The sequence below is a fragment of the Burkholderia anthinoferrum genome (assembly GCF_002925705.1).
Lineage (GTDB): Bacteria > Pseudomonadota > Gammaproteobacteria > Burkholderiales > Burkholderiaceae > Burkholderia > Burkholderia semiarida.
The window spans coordinates 131,231-151,787 of record NZ_LFZP01000064.1 but is presented as its reverse complement, the minus strand read 5'-3'; the positions used below and the strand labels follow the sequence as shown (position 1 = coordinate 151,787).

At 68.8% G+C, this 20,557-nt stretch carries 18 protein-coding genes; 1 reads left to right on the top strand and 17 read right to left on the bottom strand.

Annotated elements, in window-relative coordinates:
• Positions 1 to 49 precede the first annotated feature (49 nt).
• From xylB to C5F75_RS30655, 13 genes are all read right to left on the bottom strand, one after another.
• Positions 50 to 1,516, bottom strand: coding sequence for a xylulokinase (gene xylB / locus C5F75_RS30715; RefSeq protein WP_104013224.1), 1,467 nt, complete (start codon positions 1,514 to 1,516; stop codon positions 50 to 52).
• Positions 1,513 to 2,448, bottom strand: a complete 936-nt coding sequence (locus C5F75_RS30710; protein WP_059581245.1) for an AraC family transcriptional regulator — start codon at positions 2,446 to 2,448, stop codon at positions 1,513 to 1,515. The genes xylB and C5F75_RS30710 overlap by 4 nt, the downstream gene beginning before the upstream one ends.
• A 29-nt stretch (positions 2,449 to 2,477) precedes the next feature.
• Positions 2,478 to 3,671: an ABC transporter ATP-binding protein gene (locus C5F75_RS30705; RefSeq protein ID WP_104013223.1), complete on the bottom strand. Its 1,194-nt coding sequence runs from the start codon at positions 3,669 to 3,671 to the stop codon at positions 2,478 to 2,480.
• A gap of 3 nt (positions 3,672 to 3,674) precedes the next feature.
• Entirely contained in the window at positions 3,675 to 4,709 is a 1,035-nt protein-coding gene (locus C5F75_RS30700; RefSeq protein WP_104013222.1) for an NAD(P)-dependent alcohol dehydrogenase, read from the bottom strand.
• A gap of 10 nt (positions 4,710 to 4,719) precedes the next feature.
• Positions 4,720 to 5,550 carry a carbohydrate ABC transporter permease gene (locus tag C5F75_RS30695; protein ID WP_059581236.1) on the bottom strand — a complete coding sequence of 277 codons (831 nt, stop codon included), beginning with the start codon at positions 5,548 to 5,550 and terminating at the stop codon, positions 4,720 to 4,722.
• The gene (locus C5F75_RS30690; RefSeq protein WP_059581234.1) at positions 5,538 to 6,434 is read right to left on the bottom strand and encodes a carbohydrate ABC transporter permease; all 897 of its coding nucleotides are present in this window, start codon (positions 6,432 to 6,434) and stop codon (positions 5,538 to 5,540) included. Before C5F75_RS30690 ends, C5F75_RS30695 begins: the two co-directional genes overlap by 13 nt.
• A gap of 46 nt (positions 6,435 to 6,480) precedes the next feature.
• The gene (locus C5F75_RS30685) at positions 6,481 to 7,746 is read right to left on the bottom strand and encodes an ABC transporter substrate-binding protein (protein WP_264160034.1); all 1,266 of its coding nucleotides are present in this window, start codon (positions 7,744 to 7,746) and stop codon (positions 6,481 to 6,483) included.
• A gap of 211 nt (positions 7,747 to 7,957) precedes the next feature.
• Positions 7,958 to 8,917 (bottom strand): amidohydrolase family protein, encoded by a 960-nt coding sequence (locus tag C5F75_RS30680; RefSeq protein WP_104013221.1) that lies wholly within the window; start codon positions 8,915 to 8,917, stop codon positions 7,958 to 7,960.
• Between the two features lies 1 nt (position 8,918).
• Complete coding sequence (locus tag C5F75_RS30675; RefSeq protein WP_104013220.1) at positions 8,919 to 9,866, bottom strand: YncE family protein; 948 nt, start codon at positions 9,864 to 9,866, stop codon at positions 8,919 to 8,921.
• 43 nt (positions 9,867 to 9,909) lie between these two features.
• Entirely contained in the window at positions 9,910 to 11,202 is a 1,293-nt protein-coding gene (locus C5F75_RS30670) for an MFS transporter (protein WP_059574796.1), read from the bottom strand.
• A gap of 97 nt (positions 11,203 to 11,299) precedes the next feature.
• Positions 11,300 to 12,217: a dihydrodipicolinate synthase family protein gene (locus C5F75_RS30665; RefSeq protein ID WP_104013219.1), complete on the bottom strand. Its 918-nt coding sequence runs from the start codon at positions 12,215 to 12,217 to the stop codon at positions 11,300 to 11,302.
• A gap of 8 nt (positions 12,218 to 12,225) precedes the next feature.
• Positions 12,226 to 13,398 carry an L-rhamnonate dehydratase gene (locus C5F75_RS30660; protein WP_104013218.1) on the bottom strand — a complete coding sequence of 391 codons (1,173 nt, stop codon included), beginning with the start codon at positions 13,396 to 13,398 and terminating at the stop codon, positions 12,226 to 12,228.
• Positions 13,399 to 13,448: 50 nt separating this feature from the next.
• Positions 13,449 to 14,504: a 4-hydroxythreonine-4-phosphate dehydrogenase PdxA gene (locus C5F75_RS30655; RefSeq protein ID WP_104013217.1), complete on the bottom strand. Its 1,056-nt coding sequence runs from the start codon at positions 14,502 to 14,504 to the stop codon at positions 13,449 to 13,451.
• Between the two features lie 119 nt (positions 14,505 to 14,623).
• Between C5F75_RS30655 and C5F75_RS30650 the strand changes: the two genes are divergently transcribed.
• Entirely contained in the window at positions 14,624 to 15,571 is a 948-nt protein-coding gene (locus tag C5F75_RS30650; RefSeq protein WP_099318166.1) for a LysR family transcriptional regulator, read from the top strand.
• A gap of 315 nt (positions 15,572 to 15,886) precedes the next feature.
• Here the strand turns inward: C5F75_RS30650 and C5F75_RS30640 are convergent, their stop codons facing one another.
• From C5F75_RS30640 to hchA, 4 genes are all read right to left on the bottom strand, one after another.
• Positions 15,887 to 17,158, bottom strand: a complete 1,272-nt coding sequence (locus tag C5F75_RS30640) for an MFS transporter (protein ID WP_104013216.1) — start codon at positions 17,156 to 17,158, stop codon at positions 15,887 to 15,889.
• Between the two features lie 382 nt (positions 17,159 to 17,540).
• Complete coding sequence (locus C5F75_RS30635) at positions 17,541 to 18,626, bottom strand: ATP-binding protein (RefSeq protein ID WP_104013215.1); 1,086 nt, start codon at positions 18,624 to 18,626, stop codon at positions 17,541 to 17,543.
• A complete protein-coding gene (locus tag C5F75_RS30630) occupies positions 18,623 to 19,360 on the bottom strand; it encodes a response regulator (RefSeq protein WP_099318167.1) in 738 nt (245 codons plus the stop codon). The genes C5F75_RS30635 and C5F75_RS30630 overlap by 4 nt, the downstream gene beginning before the upstream one ends.
• A 122-nt stretch (positions 19,361 to 19,482) precedes the next feature.
• On the bottom strand, positions 19,483 to 20,364 hold the full coding sequence (gene hchA / locus C5F75_RS30625) for a glyoxalase III HchA (RefSeq protein ID WP_059574780.1): 882 nt from the start codon (positions 20,362 to 20,364) through the stop codon (positions 19,483 to 19,485).
• Positions 20,365 to 20,557 lie beyond the last annotated feature (193 nt).

Here is a 20,557-nt window from a genome sequence, read left to right as displayed (position 1 = left end):
AGCATAAAGGCGATCCCAAGGGCCGGGTCAAGCGCGATCGCTCTAACGCTCAGTCGGCGGCCGCGAACTCATCCCGCAGCGCGCGATACAGCCGCCGATACCGTGCAAGCCGCCCCGCCAGCAGATCGACCGACGCGGCATCGGGCGCGACCGTTTCCGTGACGGGCGGCGCGACACAGACTTCCGCGAGGGTGTCGCTCGTCGCAGCCAGCCGCGCGAGCCGCGCCGCGCCGAGTGCCGCGCCGACCGCGCCGTCCGCGTGGCGCTGCATCGCGAGCCCGGTCGCATTCGCGCACAGCCGCGCCCAGAACGCGCTCTTCGAGCCGCCGCCGATGAACGACACCGCGTCGAGCGTCGTGCCGGCCGCGCGCAGCGCGTCGTAGCCGTCGGCCATCGCGAACGCGACGCCTTCCATCACCGCATACGCGAGGTCGTCCGCACCGTGTTCGTTCGACAGCCCGAAGAACACGCCACGCGCATGCGCATCGTTGTGCGGCGTGCGCTCGCCGCCGAGATACGGCAGGAACAGCGGCGCGCGGGCCGAATCGGCGCGTTCGGCACACGCCGCGAGCACGCCGGGCGTCGTGCCGTGCGCGCGCGCGAGCCAGTCGAGGCTCGCGGCGGCCGACAGGATCACGCTCATCTGGTGCCAGCGCCCTTCGACGCAGTGGCAGAACGCGTGCACGGCGGCGTCCGGATTCGGTGCGAAGCGGTCGTTGCCGGCGAACAGCACACCCGACGTGCCGAGCGACAGGAAGCCGCTGCCGGCGCCCGTGACGCCCATGCCGATCGCGGACGCCGCATTGTCGCCGGCACCGCCGGCGATCGTCACGGGCCCGGCGATGCCCCATTCGCGCCGCAGCGTGTCGCGCAGTTGCGCGGCGGCCGCGTTGCCTTCGACGAGGCGCGGCATCTGCGCGCGCGACAGCTCGGTCGCGGCGAGCATCCGGTCGGACCAGTCGCGGCGCGCGCAGTCGAGCCATAGCGTGCCCGACGCGTCGGACATGTCGGACACGAATTCGCCGGACAGCCGCCAGATCAGGTAGTCCTTCGGCAGCAGCACCTTGTGCACCGCGCGAAACACGGCCGGCTCGTATTTGGCGAGCCACAGCAGCTTCGGCGCGGTGAAGCCGGGCATCGCCATGTTGCCGGTGATCGTGCGCGATTCCGGCACCAGCGCCTCGAGCTCCACGCATTCGGTGCCGGCGCGCGTGTCGTTCCACAGGATGGCGGGGCGCAGTACCTGGTCCGCGCGGTCGATCAGCGTCGCGCCGTGCATTTGCCCGGACAGCGCGATGCCGCGCAGCGCGGCGAAGCCGGCCGGGTGCGCGGCCCGCACCGACGCGATCGCGTCGAGCATCGCGTGCCACCACGCCTGCGGGCTTTGTTCGGACCAGTGCGGATGCGGACGGCTGATCGACAGCGTGGCCGAGCCGGTCGCGAGCGGGACCGATCGGGAATCGGTGAGCAGAACCTTGACCTCGGACGTGCCGAGATCGATGCCGAGATATGTCACGTATGGAGCGTCCTGTCTGGGGCGCGCGGCGGCGCGCGTCGCGGGGGCGGCGCGTCGTCGCGGCCGTGCGGTTCGTTGAGCCGGTGCAGCGCGCGGAACTTCGACGGCGGCACCTGCTTCATCGCGAGAAACTGACGGTTGAAGTTCGACAGGTTGTTGAATCCAACCCGGTAGCAGATGTCGGTCACCGTCAGGTCGGAAAACATCAGCAGCTCGCACGCCTCGTTGATGCGCAGCCGGTTCAGGTAGCGCACGAACGACGAGCCGGTGTGACGCCGGAAAAACCGCGTGAAGGTGCTCACGCTCATGCCGGCGAACGCGGCGACGTCGGCTTCGCGCAGCATGCCGGGCAGGTTCTGCTGCAGGTACGACAGCACCTGGTTGATGGTCGACGACATGTAGTGCTGCGCGTCGCTGCGGTAGCCGGGGCCCGCGAGCACGCGCCGCTCGCGGCACGACGACAGCCGGTCGAACAGCGACATCAGGATCTCGACGCGCCGGCAGCCGTGCGCGTTAGCGAGTTCGAGCATCAGCGGCGCGACCTCGATGCCGACGCGATCGGGAAACTGCACGCCGCGCGCCGCGTCGTCGATCAGGTCGATCACCGGCTGCAGCTCGCTGAACGCGTCGACCATCTTCTCGATCGCATCGCGCGAGAACTGCAGCACGACGTCGCGCGACGGCACGCGTTCGCCGTCGGCGAGCTCGCTGACCCAGTTGTGCGGCAGGTTCGGCCCGGTGACGATCAGGTTGCCGGGGCCGAAATCGCCGATGTGGTCGCCGACGAACACCTTGCCGCGCGACGCCTGGATCAGGTGAATCTCGTACTCGGGATGGAAGTGCCACTTCGCGACCGAATGCGGATAGTCGTGGACCCACGCGCGGAACGATTCGTCGCGGTGGGTGGGAACGATCTCGAGATCCGGGTTCATCGTGTGCTCCGTCGGGGCGTGCCGGCGTGCTACGGGCGGGACATCGACCAGCCCGTCGCGGCAGGCGGCGTGGTGCGCGTCGCGGCCGCCGGCGGCGCCGCGTGCGCGATCGGGTTCGCGTCCGGCAGCGTGACGTTGCGCTCGGCGCCGGCGTCGAACAGATGCAGGGCTTCTTCGTCGAAGCGAAACGCTACCACGGCGCCCGGCGTCGGGGCCATCGGGGCCGGCACGAGGGCCGCGCACGGCTGGCCGCGCCAGTCCAGCGTGACGAGCGCCTCCGCGCCGAGCAGCTCGACGAGCTCGACCGTGCCGGTGAGCGACAGCGTGCCCGGGGTCGGATCGCCTTCGGCGGCGAGCCGCAGGTGGTTCGGGCGAATCGCCGCCTTGACCTGCTGGCCGTCCTGCAGCCGCGCGAAGCGTGAAGACGCGAGCGGCCAGCGCGCGCCGTTGCAGTCGAGCAGCACGGTCGCGCCGACGCGCTCGATCGTGCCGTCCGCGAAGTTCATCGCGGGCGTGCCGACGAACCCCGCCGCGAATACCGTATGCGGCTGGCCGTACAGCTCGGCCGGCGTGCCGATCTGTTCGATGTGGCCGCCGCGCATCAGCACGACGCGGTCGGCGAGCGTCATCGCTTCGAGCTGATCGTGCGTGACGTACAGCGTGGTCGTCTTCAGTTGCCGGTGCAGCCGCTTGATGTCGCCGCGCAACTGCGTGCGCAGCTTCGCGTCGAGGTTCGACAGCGGCTCGTCGAACAGGAACACGGCGGGCGTCTTGATCATCGCGCGCGCGATCGCCGCGCGTTGCTGCTGGCCGCCCGACATCGCACGCGGGCGGCGCTCGAGCAATGCATCGAGGCTCAGGATGCGCGCGACGTCGCGCACGCGGCGGTCGATCTCGTCGGCGGGCACCTTCAGCCGCCGCAGGCCGAACGCGATGTTGTCGTACACCGTCATGTGCGGGTACAGCGCGTAGTTCTGGAACACCATCGCGACGTTCCGGTCGCGCGACGGCAGATCGTTGACGACCGCATCGCCGATCACGAGCTCGCCGCCGGTGATCGCCTCGAGGCCCGCGATCATCCGCAGCATCGTGGACTTGCCGCAGCCGGACGGGCCGAGCAGCACGATGAATTCGCCGTCGGCGATCTCGAGGTCGAGCGGATGCAGCACGGCGGGGCCGCCGTCGTAGTGCTTCGACAAAGCCTTGCAGGTGATCTGGGCCATGGCTCAATCCATTTCGATCTGAATCTTGACGTCGCGCGGCTGCCCGCTCGCCGCTTCCTCGAACGCGCGCACGCCTTCGGAGAACGGGAACGTGCGCGAGATGAACGGCTTCACGTCGATCGCGCCGGACGCGATCAGCGCGAGCGCGCGCGGGAAGATGTTCGCGTAGCGGAACACCGATTCGATGCGGCCTTCCTTCGCCTGCAGCGCGACCACGTCGAGCGGCACCGGCGCGACCGGCATCCCGATCAGCACCGCGCAGCCGCCCGGGCACATCAGGTCGACGAGGCCCGCATATGCATTCGCGCTGCCGCTCGCCTCGAACACGACGTCCGCGCCCCAGCCGCCGGAGGCGTCGGCCACCGCGTCGGCCAGCGGCCGCGTGCGCACGTCGACGGTCGTGACGGCCGGGTTGGCGGCGAACAGCGCGAGCTTCTCCGGCACGACGTCGGCGAGGATCACGCGCGCGGCGCCGCCGGCGAGCGCGGCGAGCGCCGTCATCGCGCCGATCGTGCCGGCGCCGATCACGACCGCGAGGTCGCCCGGCTTCATCGCCGCCTTCTTCGCGGCCTGCAGGCCGATCGACAGCGGCTCGACGATCGCGCCTTCGGCGAACGACACGTTGTCGGGCAGCCGGTACGTGAACGCGGCCGGATGCACGACGAACGGCGTCAGGCAGCCGTGGATGGGCGGTGTCGCCCAGAAGCGCACGTCGGGATCGAGGTTGTAGAGCCCGCGCAGCGTCGCGGGCGAATCGAGGCGAGGCACGCCGGGCTCCATGCACACGCGGTCGCCGACGCGCAGGTGCGTGACGTCGCTGCCGGTTTCGACGACCGTGCCGGACGCCTCGTGGCCGAGCACCATCGGCGCGTCGACGCGAAACGGGCCGATCCCGCCGTGCACGTAGTAATGCACGTCGCTGCCGCAGACGCCGACCGTATGGACCTTGATCCGGACGTCGCCGGGGCCGACCGCTTGCGGCAGGTCGATGTCGCGCAGCGCGAGTTCGCGCGTGCGTTCGAGTACGAGTGCTTTCAACGTGTTCTCCTCATTTTCCCTTGACGATCGAATTGAGCAGCCGGCTCAGCATGCCGACGAAGACGAGCGGCGGCAGCGCGAGCAGCACCGTCGATGCGTTGATCACGCCCCACGGCACTTCCTGGCCGAGCGACGTGAACGCGGACGCGACCACCGGCAGCGTCGCGCTGCGCGACGACGTGAGCGCGAGCGCGATCATCAGTTCGTTCCATACCAGCACGAAGCTGAACACGATGCCGCCGAGCAGCGTGCTCGCGCACACCGGCAGCGCGATATGCCAGAACACCGCGTACGGGCCGTAGCCGTCGAGCGCGGCGGCTTCCTCGATCTCGCGCGGCAGCCGGCGGAACACGGGGATCGAGAGCCACGTGATGGTCGACAGCGTGACGAGCAGGTACGTGACGATCATCGACAGCTTGGTGTCGTACAGCCCGAGATCGACCCAGATCGCGATCAGCGGCAGCGCGACCGCGACCGGCGGCAAAAAGCGCAGCGACAGCAGGAAGAACTGGATGTCGCGCTTGCCGCGCACCGGGTAGCGCGCGATCGCATACGCGGCCGGCACGCCGAGCACCGCGCCGATCAGAACGGCCGCGCCGACGATCGCGATGCTGTTGCCGAGGCCGATCAGCACCTCGGGGCTCGACAGCACCTGTTCGTAGTTCGCGAGCGTCGGCGTGAAGAAGAAGCGCGGCGCGGGCGTGACGATGTCGAGCAGGTGCTTGAGCGAATTAAGCACGGCCCAGAACAGCGGGAACGCGGCGACGAGCAGGATCGCGCCGGCGATTACGGCGGTGGACACGGTGGCGGCGGGGCCGCGGCGGGCGGTCAATCGTCCCATTTGTTGACCCTCTTCCAGATGAGCGTGAAGACCAGCGTGGTCGCGACCATCATCAGCACCGCCATGCCCGACGCATACGACACCTTGCCGGCGAGGCCGATGCCCTGCTGGTACGCGTAGAGATCGAGCGTTTCGGTCGCGATGCCCGGGCCGCCCTTGGTCATCACGTAGATCAGGTCGAACGAGCGCAGCGACTCGACCATCTTGATGAACACGAGGCTCACGAGCGGCGCCTTCAGCATCGGCAGCGCGATGTACGCATGCACCTGCCACGTCGTCGCGTAGTCGAGCCGCGCGGCTTCGAGCGGCTCGGGCGGCAGCGTCTCGAGCAGCTTCAGGATCACGACCGCGAAGAACAGCCCCCATTGCCACACGTCGACGAGCGCGACCGCGTACAGCGCGAGATGCGGATCGGCGAGGAACGCGGTGTGCTCGACGCCGAGCGTGCCGAGCAGCCAGCTCAGGATGCCTGTGAGCGGCGCGTACATGAACTTCCAGATGAACGCGGCCGACACGCGCGGCAGCAGCACCGGCATGATCAGCACCAGCGACGCGAAGCGGCGCCAGCGGCCGTGCACGCGCTCGAACAGGAACACCGCGAGCGCGATGCCGACGAGCACCGCGCCGGCGACCGTGACGACTTCCCACAGCACCGACACCTCGATCGCGTTCAGGAAGCGCCGGTCCGACGCGAGCCGGATGAAGTTGCGCAGGCCGACGTATTCGCTGTCCGGGTAGCGCAGCACGCGATTGCGCAGCGCAAGGTTGATCGCGGCGATCGTCGGGACGAGGCTCAGGACCGCGAGCAGCGCGAGCGTCGGCGCGAGGAACACCCACGGCAGGCTCGTGCGGTCGCGGCGCGTGCGGCCGCGCCGGGCCGACATTGCGGAAGGGGCCGGGCGGACGCCGAGCGCGCGTCCGCCGGCGCCGTCATTTGCGAGCGCCATGTTCGAGCGCGTCCTTCGCGTACTGGTCCGCATCGTCGAGCGTGCCGCGGATATCCGTCTGCGTGCCGGTGAACACCTGTTCGAGCGCGATGCCGAGGTTGTCGCCGATATCCGGCCACTGCGGCGTGCGCCAGATCGTCACCTGCGTGACGGGGTTCGTGTCGTTCAGTCCGGCCTGGATCTGCGGCGCGACGTGCTGCTTGAAGTACGGGCTGCCGATCGTGCTCGAACGGTTGTAGTCGCTGAACACGCCGTTGCGCAGCCGCGCCTGTTCCTGGTCCTTGCTGGTCGCCCATGCGATGAAGCGGCCGGCGGCCGTCCGCGTGCAGTCGTCCTTCGCGCCGACCGCCGAGATCGCGAAGCCGTGGCCGTATGCGGCCGACGGCAGCGGCGCGGGCGGGCGCGTGTAGCCGACCTTGCCGGCCACGCTCGACTTGCTCGCATCTTCCATCCAGTCGGCGAACGGCGTCGATTCGATCATGAACGCGACCTTGCCCGAGCGGAACGCTTCGAGCGCGTTGCTCCAGTCGTAGGTCGCCGAGCCGGGCGGCGCGTACTTGAACAGGTCGCTGTAGAGTTGCGTGGCCTTCACCGCGGCCGGCGAGTCGAACGCGGGCTGGCCGCCCTTGTCGGTCCACGTGCCGCCCATGCCGAGCATGAACGGCGACCAGCGCCACACGTTCATTCCCGAGCCGCGCTGGCCGCGCGCGACCCAGCCGTACACCTTCGGCGGCGCGTTCAGCTTCTTGATCGCGGCGACGAGCTGGTCGAGCGTCTTCGGCACCGGGATGTGCGCGGCGTCGAGCAGGTCGCGGCGGTAGAACAGGAAGTCGCCGCCGCCGATCAGCGGCGCGAAGTACGCGACGCCGTTGTAGCTCGCGACCGCGCGGCGGCCGGGCAGGAAGTCGTCGTAGTCGTAGTCCTTCGGGTAGTACTTGAGGAGCGGCACGATCCAGTTGGCCGACGCGAATTCGGCGACGTTCGCCTCGTCGACGTAGTAGATCTGGTAGGAACCCGCGCCGGTCGACGCGTCGAGCCGCGATTTCGCGCGGCGATCGTTCTCGCCGAAATAGCTGATCTCGACCTTGGTGCCGCTCTTCTTCTCGTAGTCGGCCAGCGATTTCTCCATCACCGACAGGCCGAGGCTCTTCTGCGCGAGCACCCGAAGGGTCGGCACCTTGCAGGTTTGCGCGGCCGCGACGCCCGGCAGACAGGCGCCGAGCAGCAGGCCGGCTGCGACGATTCGCATCTTGTTCACCCGTGTCTCCTTGATTCTGCTTGTTCGAATGCCGCCGATGACGGCAGGAACAATGGTGTGACGCGGGCGATGCGATCACCACATCAAAAGAGTTCGAGAACCGATACTTTTTGCTCAGGGTCGGTCGTGCGATGCACAAAATGTGGTGGTGGGGGTGCGGCGCGGTGCCGGCCCGACGAGGCGGAACGGCGGGAAACCGGCGCTACCCGCGCGCGGGTTGATGCGGCGCGTCGAGTGCGATCCGGTACGCCCGCAGCGCGTTGTCATGCCAGATCGCGCGGCGCGCCGGGCCGTCGAGGTGCGCGATCGCGCCGGCGAACGTGTGCAGCAGCGCGGGATAGGACACGCGCAGCCCGGCCACCGGGAAATTGCTCGCGAACAGGCAGCGCTGCCAGCCGAAGATCGCGATCGTGTCGCGGATGATCCGCGCGTTGTCCGCGTCGTTCCACCCCGCATCGCGCAGGCCGAGCTCGGAGATTTTCACGGTCACGCGCGGCAACTCGGCGAGCGCCGCCATCCCGCCGCGCCAGCGCGCGAGCCCGGCTTCGGACCGGTCCCACGGCAGCCCCGCATGTTCGAGCACGACGTCGACGTCGGGCGCATCGGTCAGCATCGCGGCCGCGTCGCCGAGATGCCAGAACGGCACGCGCAGATCCCAGCTCAGACCGTGGGCGGCAAGGCGGTCGAGTGCGGCCGGCCAGCGCGGATCATGCAGCGTGCCCGGCCCGTCGATCGATGCATCCGGCGCCGCCGCGGTGCGCGGCTTGAACCGCACGCCGCGCACGCGAGGCCACGCGGCCTGCTCGGCGAGCCGTTCGTCCGCATCGCGAGCCAACAGGTCGACCCACGCGACGATTGCCGAGGGCAGCGCGTGCGTGGCCGCGACCTCATGCAGCCAGCGCGTTTCCACGAGCGCCTCGGCGCGCGCGCGTTCGGCCTCGACATGCACGCTGGCGACGAGCGGCGCGCATTGCGCCGCTCGCCGGAAATCGTCGACGTCGAAGTTGCGGCACAGCGCCGCGTAGTCGCCGAACATGAAGCGCGCCGGATCGTAGTGCGTCTGCAGCCACGGATAGTGCGCGCCCGCATCGAGCCGCCACAGATGGTGATGCGCATCGACGAGCGCATCGGGCATGCCGCCGGGCGGCGCTTCGTCGTGCATGTCAGAGCGCGCCGGCGAGCACGTACGACGCATCGGGTTCGCGCAGCGTCGGGAGCGCGCCGACGAAACGCCACCCGTCGAGGTCGAGTTCGCGCACATGGTCGTCCTGGAACGACACGTACGCGACGCGCCTCGACGGATGGAACGACAGCGCGGTCGGGTTCGCGGGCAGCGCGATGCGCTCGATCTCCTCGAGCTGCCGCGCATCGAATACGGAAATCGACCGCTCGCCCGAATTGGTCAGCAGCAGCAGGTCGCGGCCGTCCCGCGTGCTGGTGCGGTAGATGCGATTCGGATCGCTGCGCGTCTTCACGCGACGGCCACAGGTCATCGTTTCCGTGTCGATCTCGACCAGCGTGTCGTCGCCGCGGTTCGCGACGAACAGCGTGCGCTCGTCGCTCGACAGCGCATTGCCTTCGGGGCGCGGGCCGGGCATCGCCGCGCGCGGCGCGACCGTTGCGTCGCGCGGATGGAATTGCGTGACCGTGTTCGACAGCAGATGCACGCCGTACGCGCGGCTCGCGTCGCGCGTGAGCGTCACGAGGTGCGTCTTCACGCCGCCGGACGGCACGGCCATGTTCGGTACCGGCTGCCGGGTCGGCTCGTCGAATACGAGCAGCATGTCGTGTGCCTCGCTCATCGCATACAGCCGACCGTCGCGGTCGCTCGCCATCCCGTGCGGCCGGTAGTACGGCCACAGGTCGAGCATGCGCGTATGGGCGCGCTCGACGAGATCGATCTCGGCGATCCGGTGATCGCCTTCGTGGCCGCGCGACCATGCGGTCTCGATCCCGAAAATGCCGACGTACGCGTATCGGTCGTTCACGTCGACGGTGAATTCATGCGGGAAGTTCGGCAGCACGATGTGCTTGAGCGGCGCTTTCGTGTCGAGGTCGTAGAAGCTGAAAGTGTGCGCGCATTTCTGCACCAGCAGCAGGATGTCGTTCATGGTGGGTCTCCGGTGTGTCGTTCGCTGTCTCGTGTCGTCGTGGTCAGCCCTCGCAGCGCTTCGGCAGCGTCAGCGCGAGCAGGCCGGCCACCGCGAGCGTGGCCGCGAGGCTGTAGACGCCGGCCGCCGCGCTCACGTGCTGCGTCAGCACGCCGACCGCATACGGGCCGCAGAAGCCGCCGAGATTGCCGAGCGCGTTGATCAGGCCGCGTGCGCTGCCGGCCGCCTCGACGCTGCAGAGTTTCGGCGGAATCGCCCAGAACACGCCGGCCGCCGCCTGCAGGAAGAAGCCGCATCCGATCAGGAACGCGAACGACACGGCCATCGACGCATGCGTGAGCACCGACAGCGCAAGGCAGGCGGCGAACGCGACGAGCGGCAGCAGCACGAACAGGCGCCGCTTGCCGGTCCGGTCAGACAAATACGACGTGGCGAGCATCCCGATCACCATCGCGACGTACGGCAGCATCGCGAGCAGGCCGACCCGGCCCATCCCGCCGTGCGTGAGGTTTTTCAGCAGGGTCGGCAACCACATCGTGTAGCCGTAGACGCCGGCCTGGTAGCAGAAGTTGATCGCGATGAGCAGCCAGATCGTCGGGTGGCGCAGCAGCGCGCCGAACGATGCGGCCGCCGGCGTGCCGGCCGCGCGCTTGCGCTCCTGCTCGTCGCGCAACGCGTCGAGGATGTACGCTTTCTCGCGCGGCGACACCCAGCGCGCGGTCTCCGGGCCGTCGTCGGCGAACAGCATCCAGACGACGAGACACAGCACCGACAGCGCGCCCGCGCTGTAGAACAGGTGATGCCAGTCGTACGCGGCGAGGATGAAGCCGGACAGCGGCGCGGTGATCATGCCGGCGAGCGGCACGAACAGGATGACCATCGCATTCGCGCGGCCGCGTTCGCGGTCGGGAAACCAGTGGCTGACCATCGTGAGCACGACGGGCAGCATCCCACCTTCTGCCACGCCGAGCAGGAAGCGCAGCGCCAGCAGCTGCCACGTGTGCGTGACGAGCCCGGTCAGTACCGACAGCACGGCCCAGCTCACGAGCGACCACGCGATGAAGGTCTTGCCGCTGCCGAGCGCCGCGCGCCGGCCGCCGGGAATCTGCAGGAACAGATAGCCGAAGAAGAAGATGCCGCCGGCGAGGCCGGCCATCGTCGCGTCCATGCCGAGATCGGCGTTCATCCCGCCGGGCATCGCGAACGCGATGTTGACGCGATCCATGTAGGAAATGATGCAGGCCAGCAGCAGCGGCGGAATCACGCGCAGCCAGCGGCGGCGCGGAATGGCTTCGCCGGCGTCGTAGGCCGGGGTAGCGGGGTTCAGCAGGTTCATGGTGTCTCCATCCATCCGATGAGCGGCGGCGGCCTTCTGTCGGGCCGCCGTCACGCCGATGCGCAACGCACGCGCGTTGCGGGTGCAAAAACGGTGTCTAGCGCCCCCAGTGCAGTACGAGCGGATCGAGCCGCCGCGCCGTGTCGAGCAACCCCGCGCGTACCAGCGGATGCAGCTCGGGCCACGGCGAGCGCGGCCGGTCACACGCGATCACGCCGCCTTCCTTCATCAGCGCCTTCGCGGTGAGGAAGCCCGACTGGCGGTTTTCGTAGTTGATCAGCGGCAGCCAGCGCGCGTACTCGTCGTATGCATCGTCGCGGCGTCCGGCGAAATACGCGTCGGTGATCCGGCGAATTCCGTCCGGATAGCCGCCGCCCGTCATCGTGCCGGTCGCGCCGGCATCGAGATCGGCGAGCAGCGTGATGCCTTCCTCGCCGTCCCACGGCCCCTCGATCGCGTCGCCGCCGAGCGCGATCAGCTCGCGCAGCTTCGACGCGGCGCCGGCCGTCTCGATCTTGAAGTACGACACCGCGTCGATCTCGCGCGCGAGCGTCGCGAGCAGCGACGCCGACAACGCGACGCCGCTCGCCGGCGCATCCTGGATCATCAGTGGAATGTGGAGGCCGTCGGCGACTTCGCGGAAGTACGCGCGCACCTGTCCATCGGAGACGCGGAACGTCGCGCCATGGTACGGCGGCATCACCATCACCATCGCCGCGCCGAGCGCCTGCGCGTGCCGGTTGCGTTCCGCGCAGATCCGCGCGCTGAAATGCGACGTCGTGACGATCACCGGTACGCGGCCCGCGACGTGTTCGAGCGTGGTGCGGGTGATGAGATCGCGTTCGTCGTCGCCGAGCGCGAACTGCTCGGAATAGTTCGCGTGGATGCAGAGGCCGTGCGAGTCGGCATCGATCATGAAATCGATGCAGCGGCGCTGGCCGTCGAGATCGAGCGCGCCGTGCGCGTCGAAGATCGTCGGCACGACCGGAAAGACGCCCTGGTAGCGCGCGTTCATGGCCGGCCTCACTCGACGATGTCGAACTGGTCGAGGAACGCCGTTTTCAGCGTGAGGCCGAGGCCCGGCACGTCGTCGCGCAGTTGCAGGAAGCCGTTCTCGGCCACCGGCTCGCCGTCGAAGATGTAATAGAACAGCTCGTTGCCGACCTCGACGTCGAACATCGGGAAGTACTCGCTCATCGGCGATGCGAGCGTGCTCATCGTCAGGTGATAGTTGTGCATCTGGCCCGCATGCGGAATCACCGGCACGCTGTACGCCTCGCACAGCGCGTTGATCTTGTGCGCCATCGTGATCCCGCCGACGCGATTCGTGTCGTACTGGACGACCGACACGGCCTTGCGGTCGAGCAGTTGCTTGAAGCCGTACAGCGAGAATTCGTGCTCGCCGCCGGAAATCGGGATGCGCGTCAGCCGGTTCAGTTCCGCGTAGCCGTCGATGTCGTCGGCGATCACCGGCTCTTCCAGCCAGCGCGGCTGATACTTCTCGAGCTTCGGCAGGATGCGTTTCGCGTATTCGAGGTTCCAGCCCATGTAGCACTCGAGCATCAGGTCGTTGTCGTAGCCGATCACCTCGCGGATCGCCGCGACCGATTTCAGGTTTTCGGTCACGCCCTGCTGCCCGTGCGCGGGCCCGTAGCCGAAGCGCATCTTGAACGCGCGAAAGCCTTCGGCCAGATAGCGTTGCGCCTCGTCCTGCATCGCCTTCAGGTCGGTGCGGTACAGCTTCGAGTAGTAGCAGGGGATCTGTTCCTTCGTGCGGCCGCCGAGCAGCTTGAACACCGGCTTGCCAACGCTTTTGCCGAGGATGTCCCAGATCGCGATGTCGACCGCCGAGATCGCCGCCATGCCGATGCCCTTGCGGCCCCACGCGTGGGTTGCGCGGTACATCCGCTGGTTCAGGTATTCGTAGTCCCACGGGTCCTGGCCGATCACGAGCGGCGCGAGGTACTGGTCGATGATGACCTTCGCGACGTGCGGCGCGAGCGCGACGTTGCCGAGGCCGACGATGCCGTCGTCGGTCTCGACTTCGACGACCGTCCACGCATGGAAGCGGAACGTGCTCATCGTTTCCTGCGGCGCGTACAGCAGGTCCATCGCATTCGAGCAGAAGTTGCCCTGGGGCGGAACGGTCTTGCCTTTCCACTGGAATACGCGAGCGCGTACGGAACGGATTTTCATGATGGTGTCTCCGGGAATCGATGTCGTCGTGTGTAAAGGGCGCGCGAACGTCACGCCGAAACGGTGGGCGTGCGGCGCGCGGCGCCCATCCGGCAGGCGATCTGCAGCGCCTGCCAGGTCGCGCCGACGTCGGCCGTGCCGCGGCCCGCGATGTCGTACGCGGTGCCGTGCGCGGGCGTCGTGATCGGCACGGGCAGCCCGCCCTGCACGGTCACGCCGCGCGAAAAGCCGAGCAGCTTGATCGCGATCTGCCCCTGATCGTGGTACATCGTGACGATCGCCTGGTAGTCGCCGGCCTGCGCCTTCAGGAAGATCGTGTCGGCCGGGAACGGGCCGTGGAATGGTGCGTCGGTCGGCCAGTCGCGCGACTGCAGCTTGCGCACCGCCGGCTCGATGATGTCGACTTCCTCGCGGCCGCAGCTGCCGCCGTCGCCGCCGTGCGGGTTGAACGCGGCGATCGCCACCTTCGGCGCCGTGACGCCGTTCTCGAGCAGCGACCGGTAGATCAGTTCGGACGCCTGTTCGATTCGTTCGATGCTCAACTGCGCCGCCGCATTCTTCAGCGGGATATGCGACGAGATCCGCGCGGTCCACAGCTCGCCGAGCGTATTGAATTCGCAGAAGTAGCCGGTCACGCCGAGCGCGGCGGCGAAGTGGTGCAGTTCGTCGTCATGTTCGAGGCCGCCGAGCTTCATCGCGTACTTGTTCAGCGGCGCGAAGCAGATCGCGTCGATGTCGCCGGCGAGTGCGGCGTCCAGGCACTGGTCGAGCACGGCGAGCGTCGAGCGGCCGCCCGGCGCGCCGGCCTGGCCGACCTTGACCTGCGCGGGATCGACCGTATCGACCGCGACGAACGCGGCGCGCGCGGTCGCCGGCCGGCCGCGCACGGCGGCCAGCGACGCGACGGGCTCGACGTCGACGCTGACGCCGGCGACCCGCTGGCCGGCTTCCCACAGCCAGCGGTCGCCGATCAGCACGAGATTCGCGCGGGCGGTCGCGTCGGGGCGGGCGAGCAGTTTCGCGATCAGTTCGGCGCCGATGCCGGCGGGGTCGCCGAGCGTCAGCGCGACGACGGGCAGGGTGGCGGTGGACGAGGGGGTGTTCATGCGGTGTCTCCGGTAGCGGCACGTGGCCGTTCGTTCGTCTACGGGGTTCATGCTAGGTAGACGGAATGAGTCGGTAAATTGAAAACTCTTGATGAATCGATAACCTGGAGTAATCAGAGATGGGCTCGATCGACCGACGAGATTCGACGCCGCAGTTGCTGAACCGGCTGCGCATGCGCCAGATCGCGCTGTTGCTGGCCGTGGACGAATGCTCGACGCTGCGTGCCGCGGCCGAGCAGATGGGCCTCACGCAACCGGCCGCGACGAAGATGCTGGCCGAGCTGGAGAGCGCGCTCGGCCAGCGGCTGTTCGATCGCATCGGGCGCGGGCTCGTGCTGAACCCGGCCGGCGAGCGCGTGCTCGGCTATTTCCGCGGCATCCGCGGCAGCATGGAGGCGCTGAACCGCGAGCTCGGCGAACTGCAGCTCGGCAGCGCGGGGCGACTCGCGATCGGCAGCATCATGGCGGCGTCGCCGGGGCGGCTGACCGAGGCGCTGGTGAGGTTGAAGGCGCGTTATCCGCTGCTCGCGATCGATATCGCGGTCGACACGAGCGACCGGCTGATGCCGCAGTTGCGTGAAGGCGTGCTCGAAGTGGTGATCGGGCGCCACGTCGGGACCGATTGCGACTTCCGCGTGGTCGACGACGAGGCGCTCGCGATCATCGCGGGCCGCGACCATCCGCTCGCGGGCGCGGGGCCCGTGGAATTCGACGCGCTGCTCGATTACGCGTGGATACTGCAGCCGGCCGGCAGCCCGGCGCGCGAGGTCGTCGAGCGCGAATTCCGCGCGCGTCACCAGCCGATGCCGCGCGGGCTCGTCGAAACGGGGTCGATCCTGACCACGATGAACCTCGTCGATCGTTCGTCGATGCTCGGCGTGATTCCGCTGACGGTCGCGCAGCGCAACGCGGCGCACGGGCTCGTCGCGATCATCGATTACACGCTCGAACAGAAGCTGCCGTCGTACGGCAGCCTCGTGCGGCGCGACCGGCCGCTGAGCATTCCCGCGCAGCAGTTTCTCGCGCTGTTTCACCGGGACGGGGCAGAGGATGACGGCGCCGCGTAATGGCGCGGCTTGCCAGCCGAGGCGACCGAGTCAGCCGCGCCAGCCGCGTCGGCCGAGCAAGCCGCGCAGACCGAATCAGCCGAATCAGCCGAATCAGCCGAATCAGCCGAATCAGCCGAATCAGCCGAGCAGGCCGATCAAGCCGATCAAGCCGATCAAGCCGATCAAGCCGAGCAGGCCGATCAAGCCGCGCTGGCCGACCCAGCCGACCCAGCCGACCCAGCCGACCCAGCCGACCCACCATCGCGGAACGCAGTGAAGCGTGACGGCGACGCCAGCAAGACGACCGCGGCAGGCGAACCAGGGCGAACGGATTCAGTGCGCCGACGGCGCCGCCGGCGCGTCCGCGAGCGCCGGTATCGATTCGGACAGCGCGCGGTCCGGGCGAATCCGCAGCGCGGCGACGATGCCGATCAGCAGCATCGCGACCGAGCCGATGAACGGCACCATCCAGCTGCCCGTGCGATCGACGAGATAGCCGAACAGGATCGGCGACAGGATTCCCGAGATCGCGGAGCCGGCGTTCATCATCCCGCTCGCGATGCCGGCGTGCGTCGGCGCGATGTCGCTCGGCACGGCCCAGATCGGTCCGATCGTCAGTTCGAGGCACAGGAACGACCCTGACAGGCACAGCGCGACACCGGCCGTCGAGTGCACGAACGCGAGCGGCAGCAGGCAGACGAGCGCGCCGACGAAGCTCGTGACGATCACGCTTTGCCGCGACATCGCGAGATTGCCGGTCTTCCGATAGATCCGGTCGCACATCCAGCCGCCGAGCGTGTCGCCGACGACGCCCGCGAAGAACACGCCGGACGCGAACAACGCGGTCGATTTCAGGTTCAAGCCCTGGCCGTTCAGGAAGAGGGTCGGCAACCACGTGAAGAACAGCCAAGCGGTCCAGCCGTAGCAGAAGTAGACGAAGATGGTCGGCGCCATGCGCCGGAACAGCGGCCCCCACGGCGTCGGGCCGGACGGTGCGGCACGGCGCGCTGCGCGCCTGCGGCCGTCGTCGTCGCCCACCGGATGCTCGCGGAAGCCGACGATCCACCATGCGAGCCAGACGAGCGTGACCGCACCGATCACGAAGAACGCGGCGCGCCACGACAGCCATGTCATCAGCGCGGCGACGATCGGCGGCGTGACCGCGTTGCCGAGCCGCGAGAAGGAGTGCGTGAAGCCCTGCACGACGCCGCGCCGCTCGCGCGGGAACCAGTGCGTGATCGCGCGGGCCTGGGCCGGCAGCGTCGCGCCTTCGCCGACGCCGAGCAGCAGGCGCGCGGCGAACAGCAGCGTGAGGCTGTGCACGAGCCCGGTCGTGAACGTGGAGACCACCCAGATCAGCCCGCAGCCGATCAGCGTGATGCGGGCGCCGAACCGGTCGGCGATCCAGCCGCCGCCGATCTGGCAGATCGCATACGAATACGCGAATGCGGAGAACGCGATGCCGAGCTCGGTATTCGACAGCCCGAGTTCGGCCTTGATCGCGCCGGCGGCGGTCGCGAGATTGACGCGATCGACGTACAGGATGAATGAAAGCGCGCACAGCAGCCACAGTGTGTGGCGCCGTTGACGGTGGTCGTTGGGCATCTGTCTCACTCCATGTTCGTGCGCGGCGTTGCAATGACGCTGCGTTCACGGGCCGGCCCAGCATCGCGCGGCGGCGGAGACACTGTCCAATGAATCTTTGGGATCAATCGATAACCCCAGGTGTTCATTTCCGTTTCAGCCGCGCGGCTTCGGCGCGGTACGGACGCCGGCGATCGCGCGAGGGAGGAACGGAGGGATTGCGCTACGTGGCCGTCGGCACGCGGCTGACATTCGACCGTGCCGGCGCCGCGCGCGCGGGGGCGCGCGGCGCGCGGCCGGGAAGCGGGGCGGTGCCCGTGATGGCGTACACGGCGCCGGGTTCAGCCCGCCGCTCGAACAGATCGGGCGCGAACCGCGTGCGTGAGCGGGGAACGGCGTCGTGCTACGCCGGGAAGCGCGCGCTGTCGGGCGCCGGCACGAGATCGTCGGGCCACTGCACCTCGAACCGCGTGCCGCCCGCGCCGGTCGGCACGCACAGCGCTTCGCCGCGGTGCGCGCGCGCGATCGCCGCGACGACGGCGAGCCCGAGGCCCGTGCCGCCGGGTTGCGTCTCGTCGACGCGCCGGAATGCCTGGAACACGTGCGGCGCGAACTCGGCCGGGATGCCCGGGCCGTCGTCCTCGACGCGCAGCCGGCACATCCCGTTCTCGATACGCGTCTGGATCCGGATCGCGCCGGGCACCGCGTGGCGGCGTGCGTTTTCCAGCAACGCGAGCAGCGCCTGGCGGATGCGGACCGGATCGCAGCACATGCGCCGCGGGTCGAGATCGAATTCCGGATGCTGGCCGGCGGCCTGCAGCGCGTGCGCGAACGCGTCGACCACGGCGCGCACCTCGGCGGCGAGGTCGGTGTCGCGGATCTCGATGCTCAGGTGGCCGCTGTCGGCGAGGCTGACCACGCGCAGATCCTCGATCAGCCGCGTCAGCCCTTCGACCTGCGCGAGCAGGCTGCGGTACAGCGCGTCGCTCGGCGTGAACACGCCTTCGGCGAGGCCCTGCAGCCGCCCGCGCAGCACGGTCACGGGCGTGCGCAGTTCGTGCGCGATCGCCGCGTTCCAGAAGGTTTGCTCGGCGGTCACGCGCTGCAGCTCGCTCGCGAGCGCGTTGAAGTTGTCGGCGAGCAGCGCCGCTTCCTTCAGCGAACGGTCGCCGGCGACGGCGCGCGCCCCGAGATCGCCGCGCGCGACGCGGCGGATGCTGTCCGTCACCGAATTCAGCGGCACGAGGATGCGGCGCGACAGGTTGATCGCGACGACGACCGCGATCAACAGGCCGACCAGCGTGGTCGAGATGATCCACACCCACTCCGGCCCGCTCGGCAGCCAGCTCACCGTCTGGAACGACTGGGGCGAGTACTGGTACAGCAGGTAGTAGAACGCGTAGGCCGTCACGACGATCAGCACCGTGACGCCGAAGGCGATCGCGCCCATCGTCAGCGCGATCTGGCGGCTCAGGCCGTCGAGTCTCACTCGCCGCTCCACAGTTTGTAGCCGACGCCGCGCACGCTTGCCGGCACGCCCGCGACGCCGAGATCGTCGAGTTTCTTGCGCAGCTTGCTCACGTGGCTGTCGACCGTGCGCTCCAGCGCATCGCCTTCCGGCAGGCAGGTGGCCATCAGCTCGGCGCGGCTGAACACGCGGCGCGGCGCGCGCGCGAGCTGCGCGAGCAGCTTGAATTCGGTGAGCGTCAGCACGAGCGTGCGGCGCGTGCCGTCGATTTCGACCGTCGCTTCGTGGTGCGCGAGATCGATCTCGAACGGCGCCGCGCGCAGCACGCGCTGTTCGTCCTGGCGCGCGCCGCCCATCGACCGGCGCAGCACGGCCTGCGCGCGCGCGACGACTTCGGCGGGGTTGAACGGCTTGACCACGTAGTCGTCGGCGCCGATGCGCAGCCCGGTCAGCTTGTCGATGTCCTGGTCGAGCGCGGTCAGCATGATGACCGGCGTGTCGCCGCGATGGCGAATCTCGGCGAGCACCTTCCAGCCGTCGACGTGCGGCATCTGCACGTCGAGCAGCACGAGGTCGGGCTTCAGCGACAGGTGGAGTTCGAGTGCGCGGCGGCCGTCGGCGGCGTGCACGGTGCGCAGGCCGTTGCGCGCGAAATAGGCGATCAGGATCTCGGCGATCTCGGGTTCGTCCTCGGCGATGAGGACGAGCGCTTGCGCGCCTTGGCCGGCGCCGGCAGATGAAGAAAATTCGGGCATGGCCACTCGTTCGGATCCATCGGGGTTCCATTGGATCGCCATACTACCGTACGGCCAGGTCGATCGATTGGAGACGGGCGGCCACGCCCCGGCGAGACGCCGCCCCAGGCGGCGGCAAACCGTCAGTGCCCGACTTCCTTCAGCAGCGCGGCGGCCGCGAGCTTGCCGACGCCGTTCGACGCGAGCGGGCTGTCGCCCGTGATCAGTTTGCGGTCCTGATGGCAGCGTCCGGTCATGTCCTTGTTCAGCACGCGCGCGCCGAGCTTTTCGAGGCTTTGCGCGACGAGCCACGGCAGCGGGCCCGGCATGTAGCCGATGTCGAGGTTCGGCCCGGTGTCGAGCGCATCCGGAAACACGCACATCTCGTAGTCCTTGAACGGGTAGTCGCGCGGATCTTCGTCGACGGCGGCCGACAGCAGGCATGCGGGCCCGTGACACAGCGTGACGATGTGCCGGTCGTGGTCGAGCGCCCAGCGCAGCGTACGCTTGACGTCCTTGCTGTGCGGAATGCCGGCGAGCACGCCATGGCCGCCGGGAATGAACACCGCGATATACGGCGAATCGGCGCCGGGATGCTGTTCGAGCACGTCGGACAGCTTGAGCGGCGTCTTCAGCTTCGGCAGGTACTTGCGGTAGGTGCTCTGCACGGCCTCGTCGTCCCGCGGCATCGCCCAGAGTTCGAGCTTGGCCGGATTGCCGGACAGCGTCGCGATGTCGATCTCGAAGCCGGCCTTGTCCATGTGGTGCATCGGCAGCAGCATCTCGACCGGATGATTGCCGGTCGAGAACATCTTGCCGTTCGTCATCAGGACGTAGCGCTCGTCGGTCGCGATCATCAGAACTTTCCACTTGCCGCCGGTGTACGGATTCGGATAATCCGCGCCGTCGAAGTCCGTCTTCGACGACGTGTACTGCGACAGCGAATACGGCGACGGGAAATACGCATTGTTCTCCGCCGGGTCGGGTGCCGGCGTGCGGCTCATCTGCGTCGTGTCGGAAGTCATGGCTGCTCCTTGCTGGGGAGATGGGGTAGGTGGCGGGCGCGAGCCGGAGAGGGCGATCCCGCGTCGGCGGCGCGGCCTTCCGGTCATGTCCGGTCGGGTGAGCGGGTACCCCACGGGAAGGATACGCGCTGCGATGCATCCTACAGCGGCGTGTTGCGGCGAGCGCCTCCCCGAACGGGTGGGTATCGCGTGC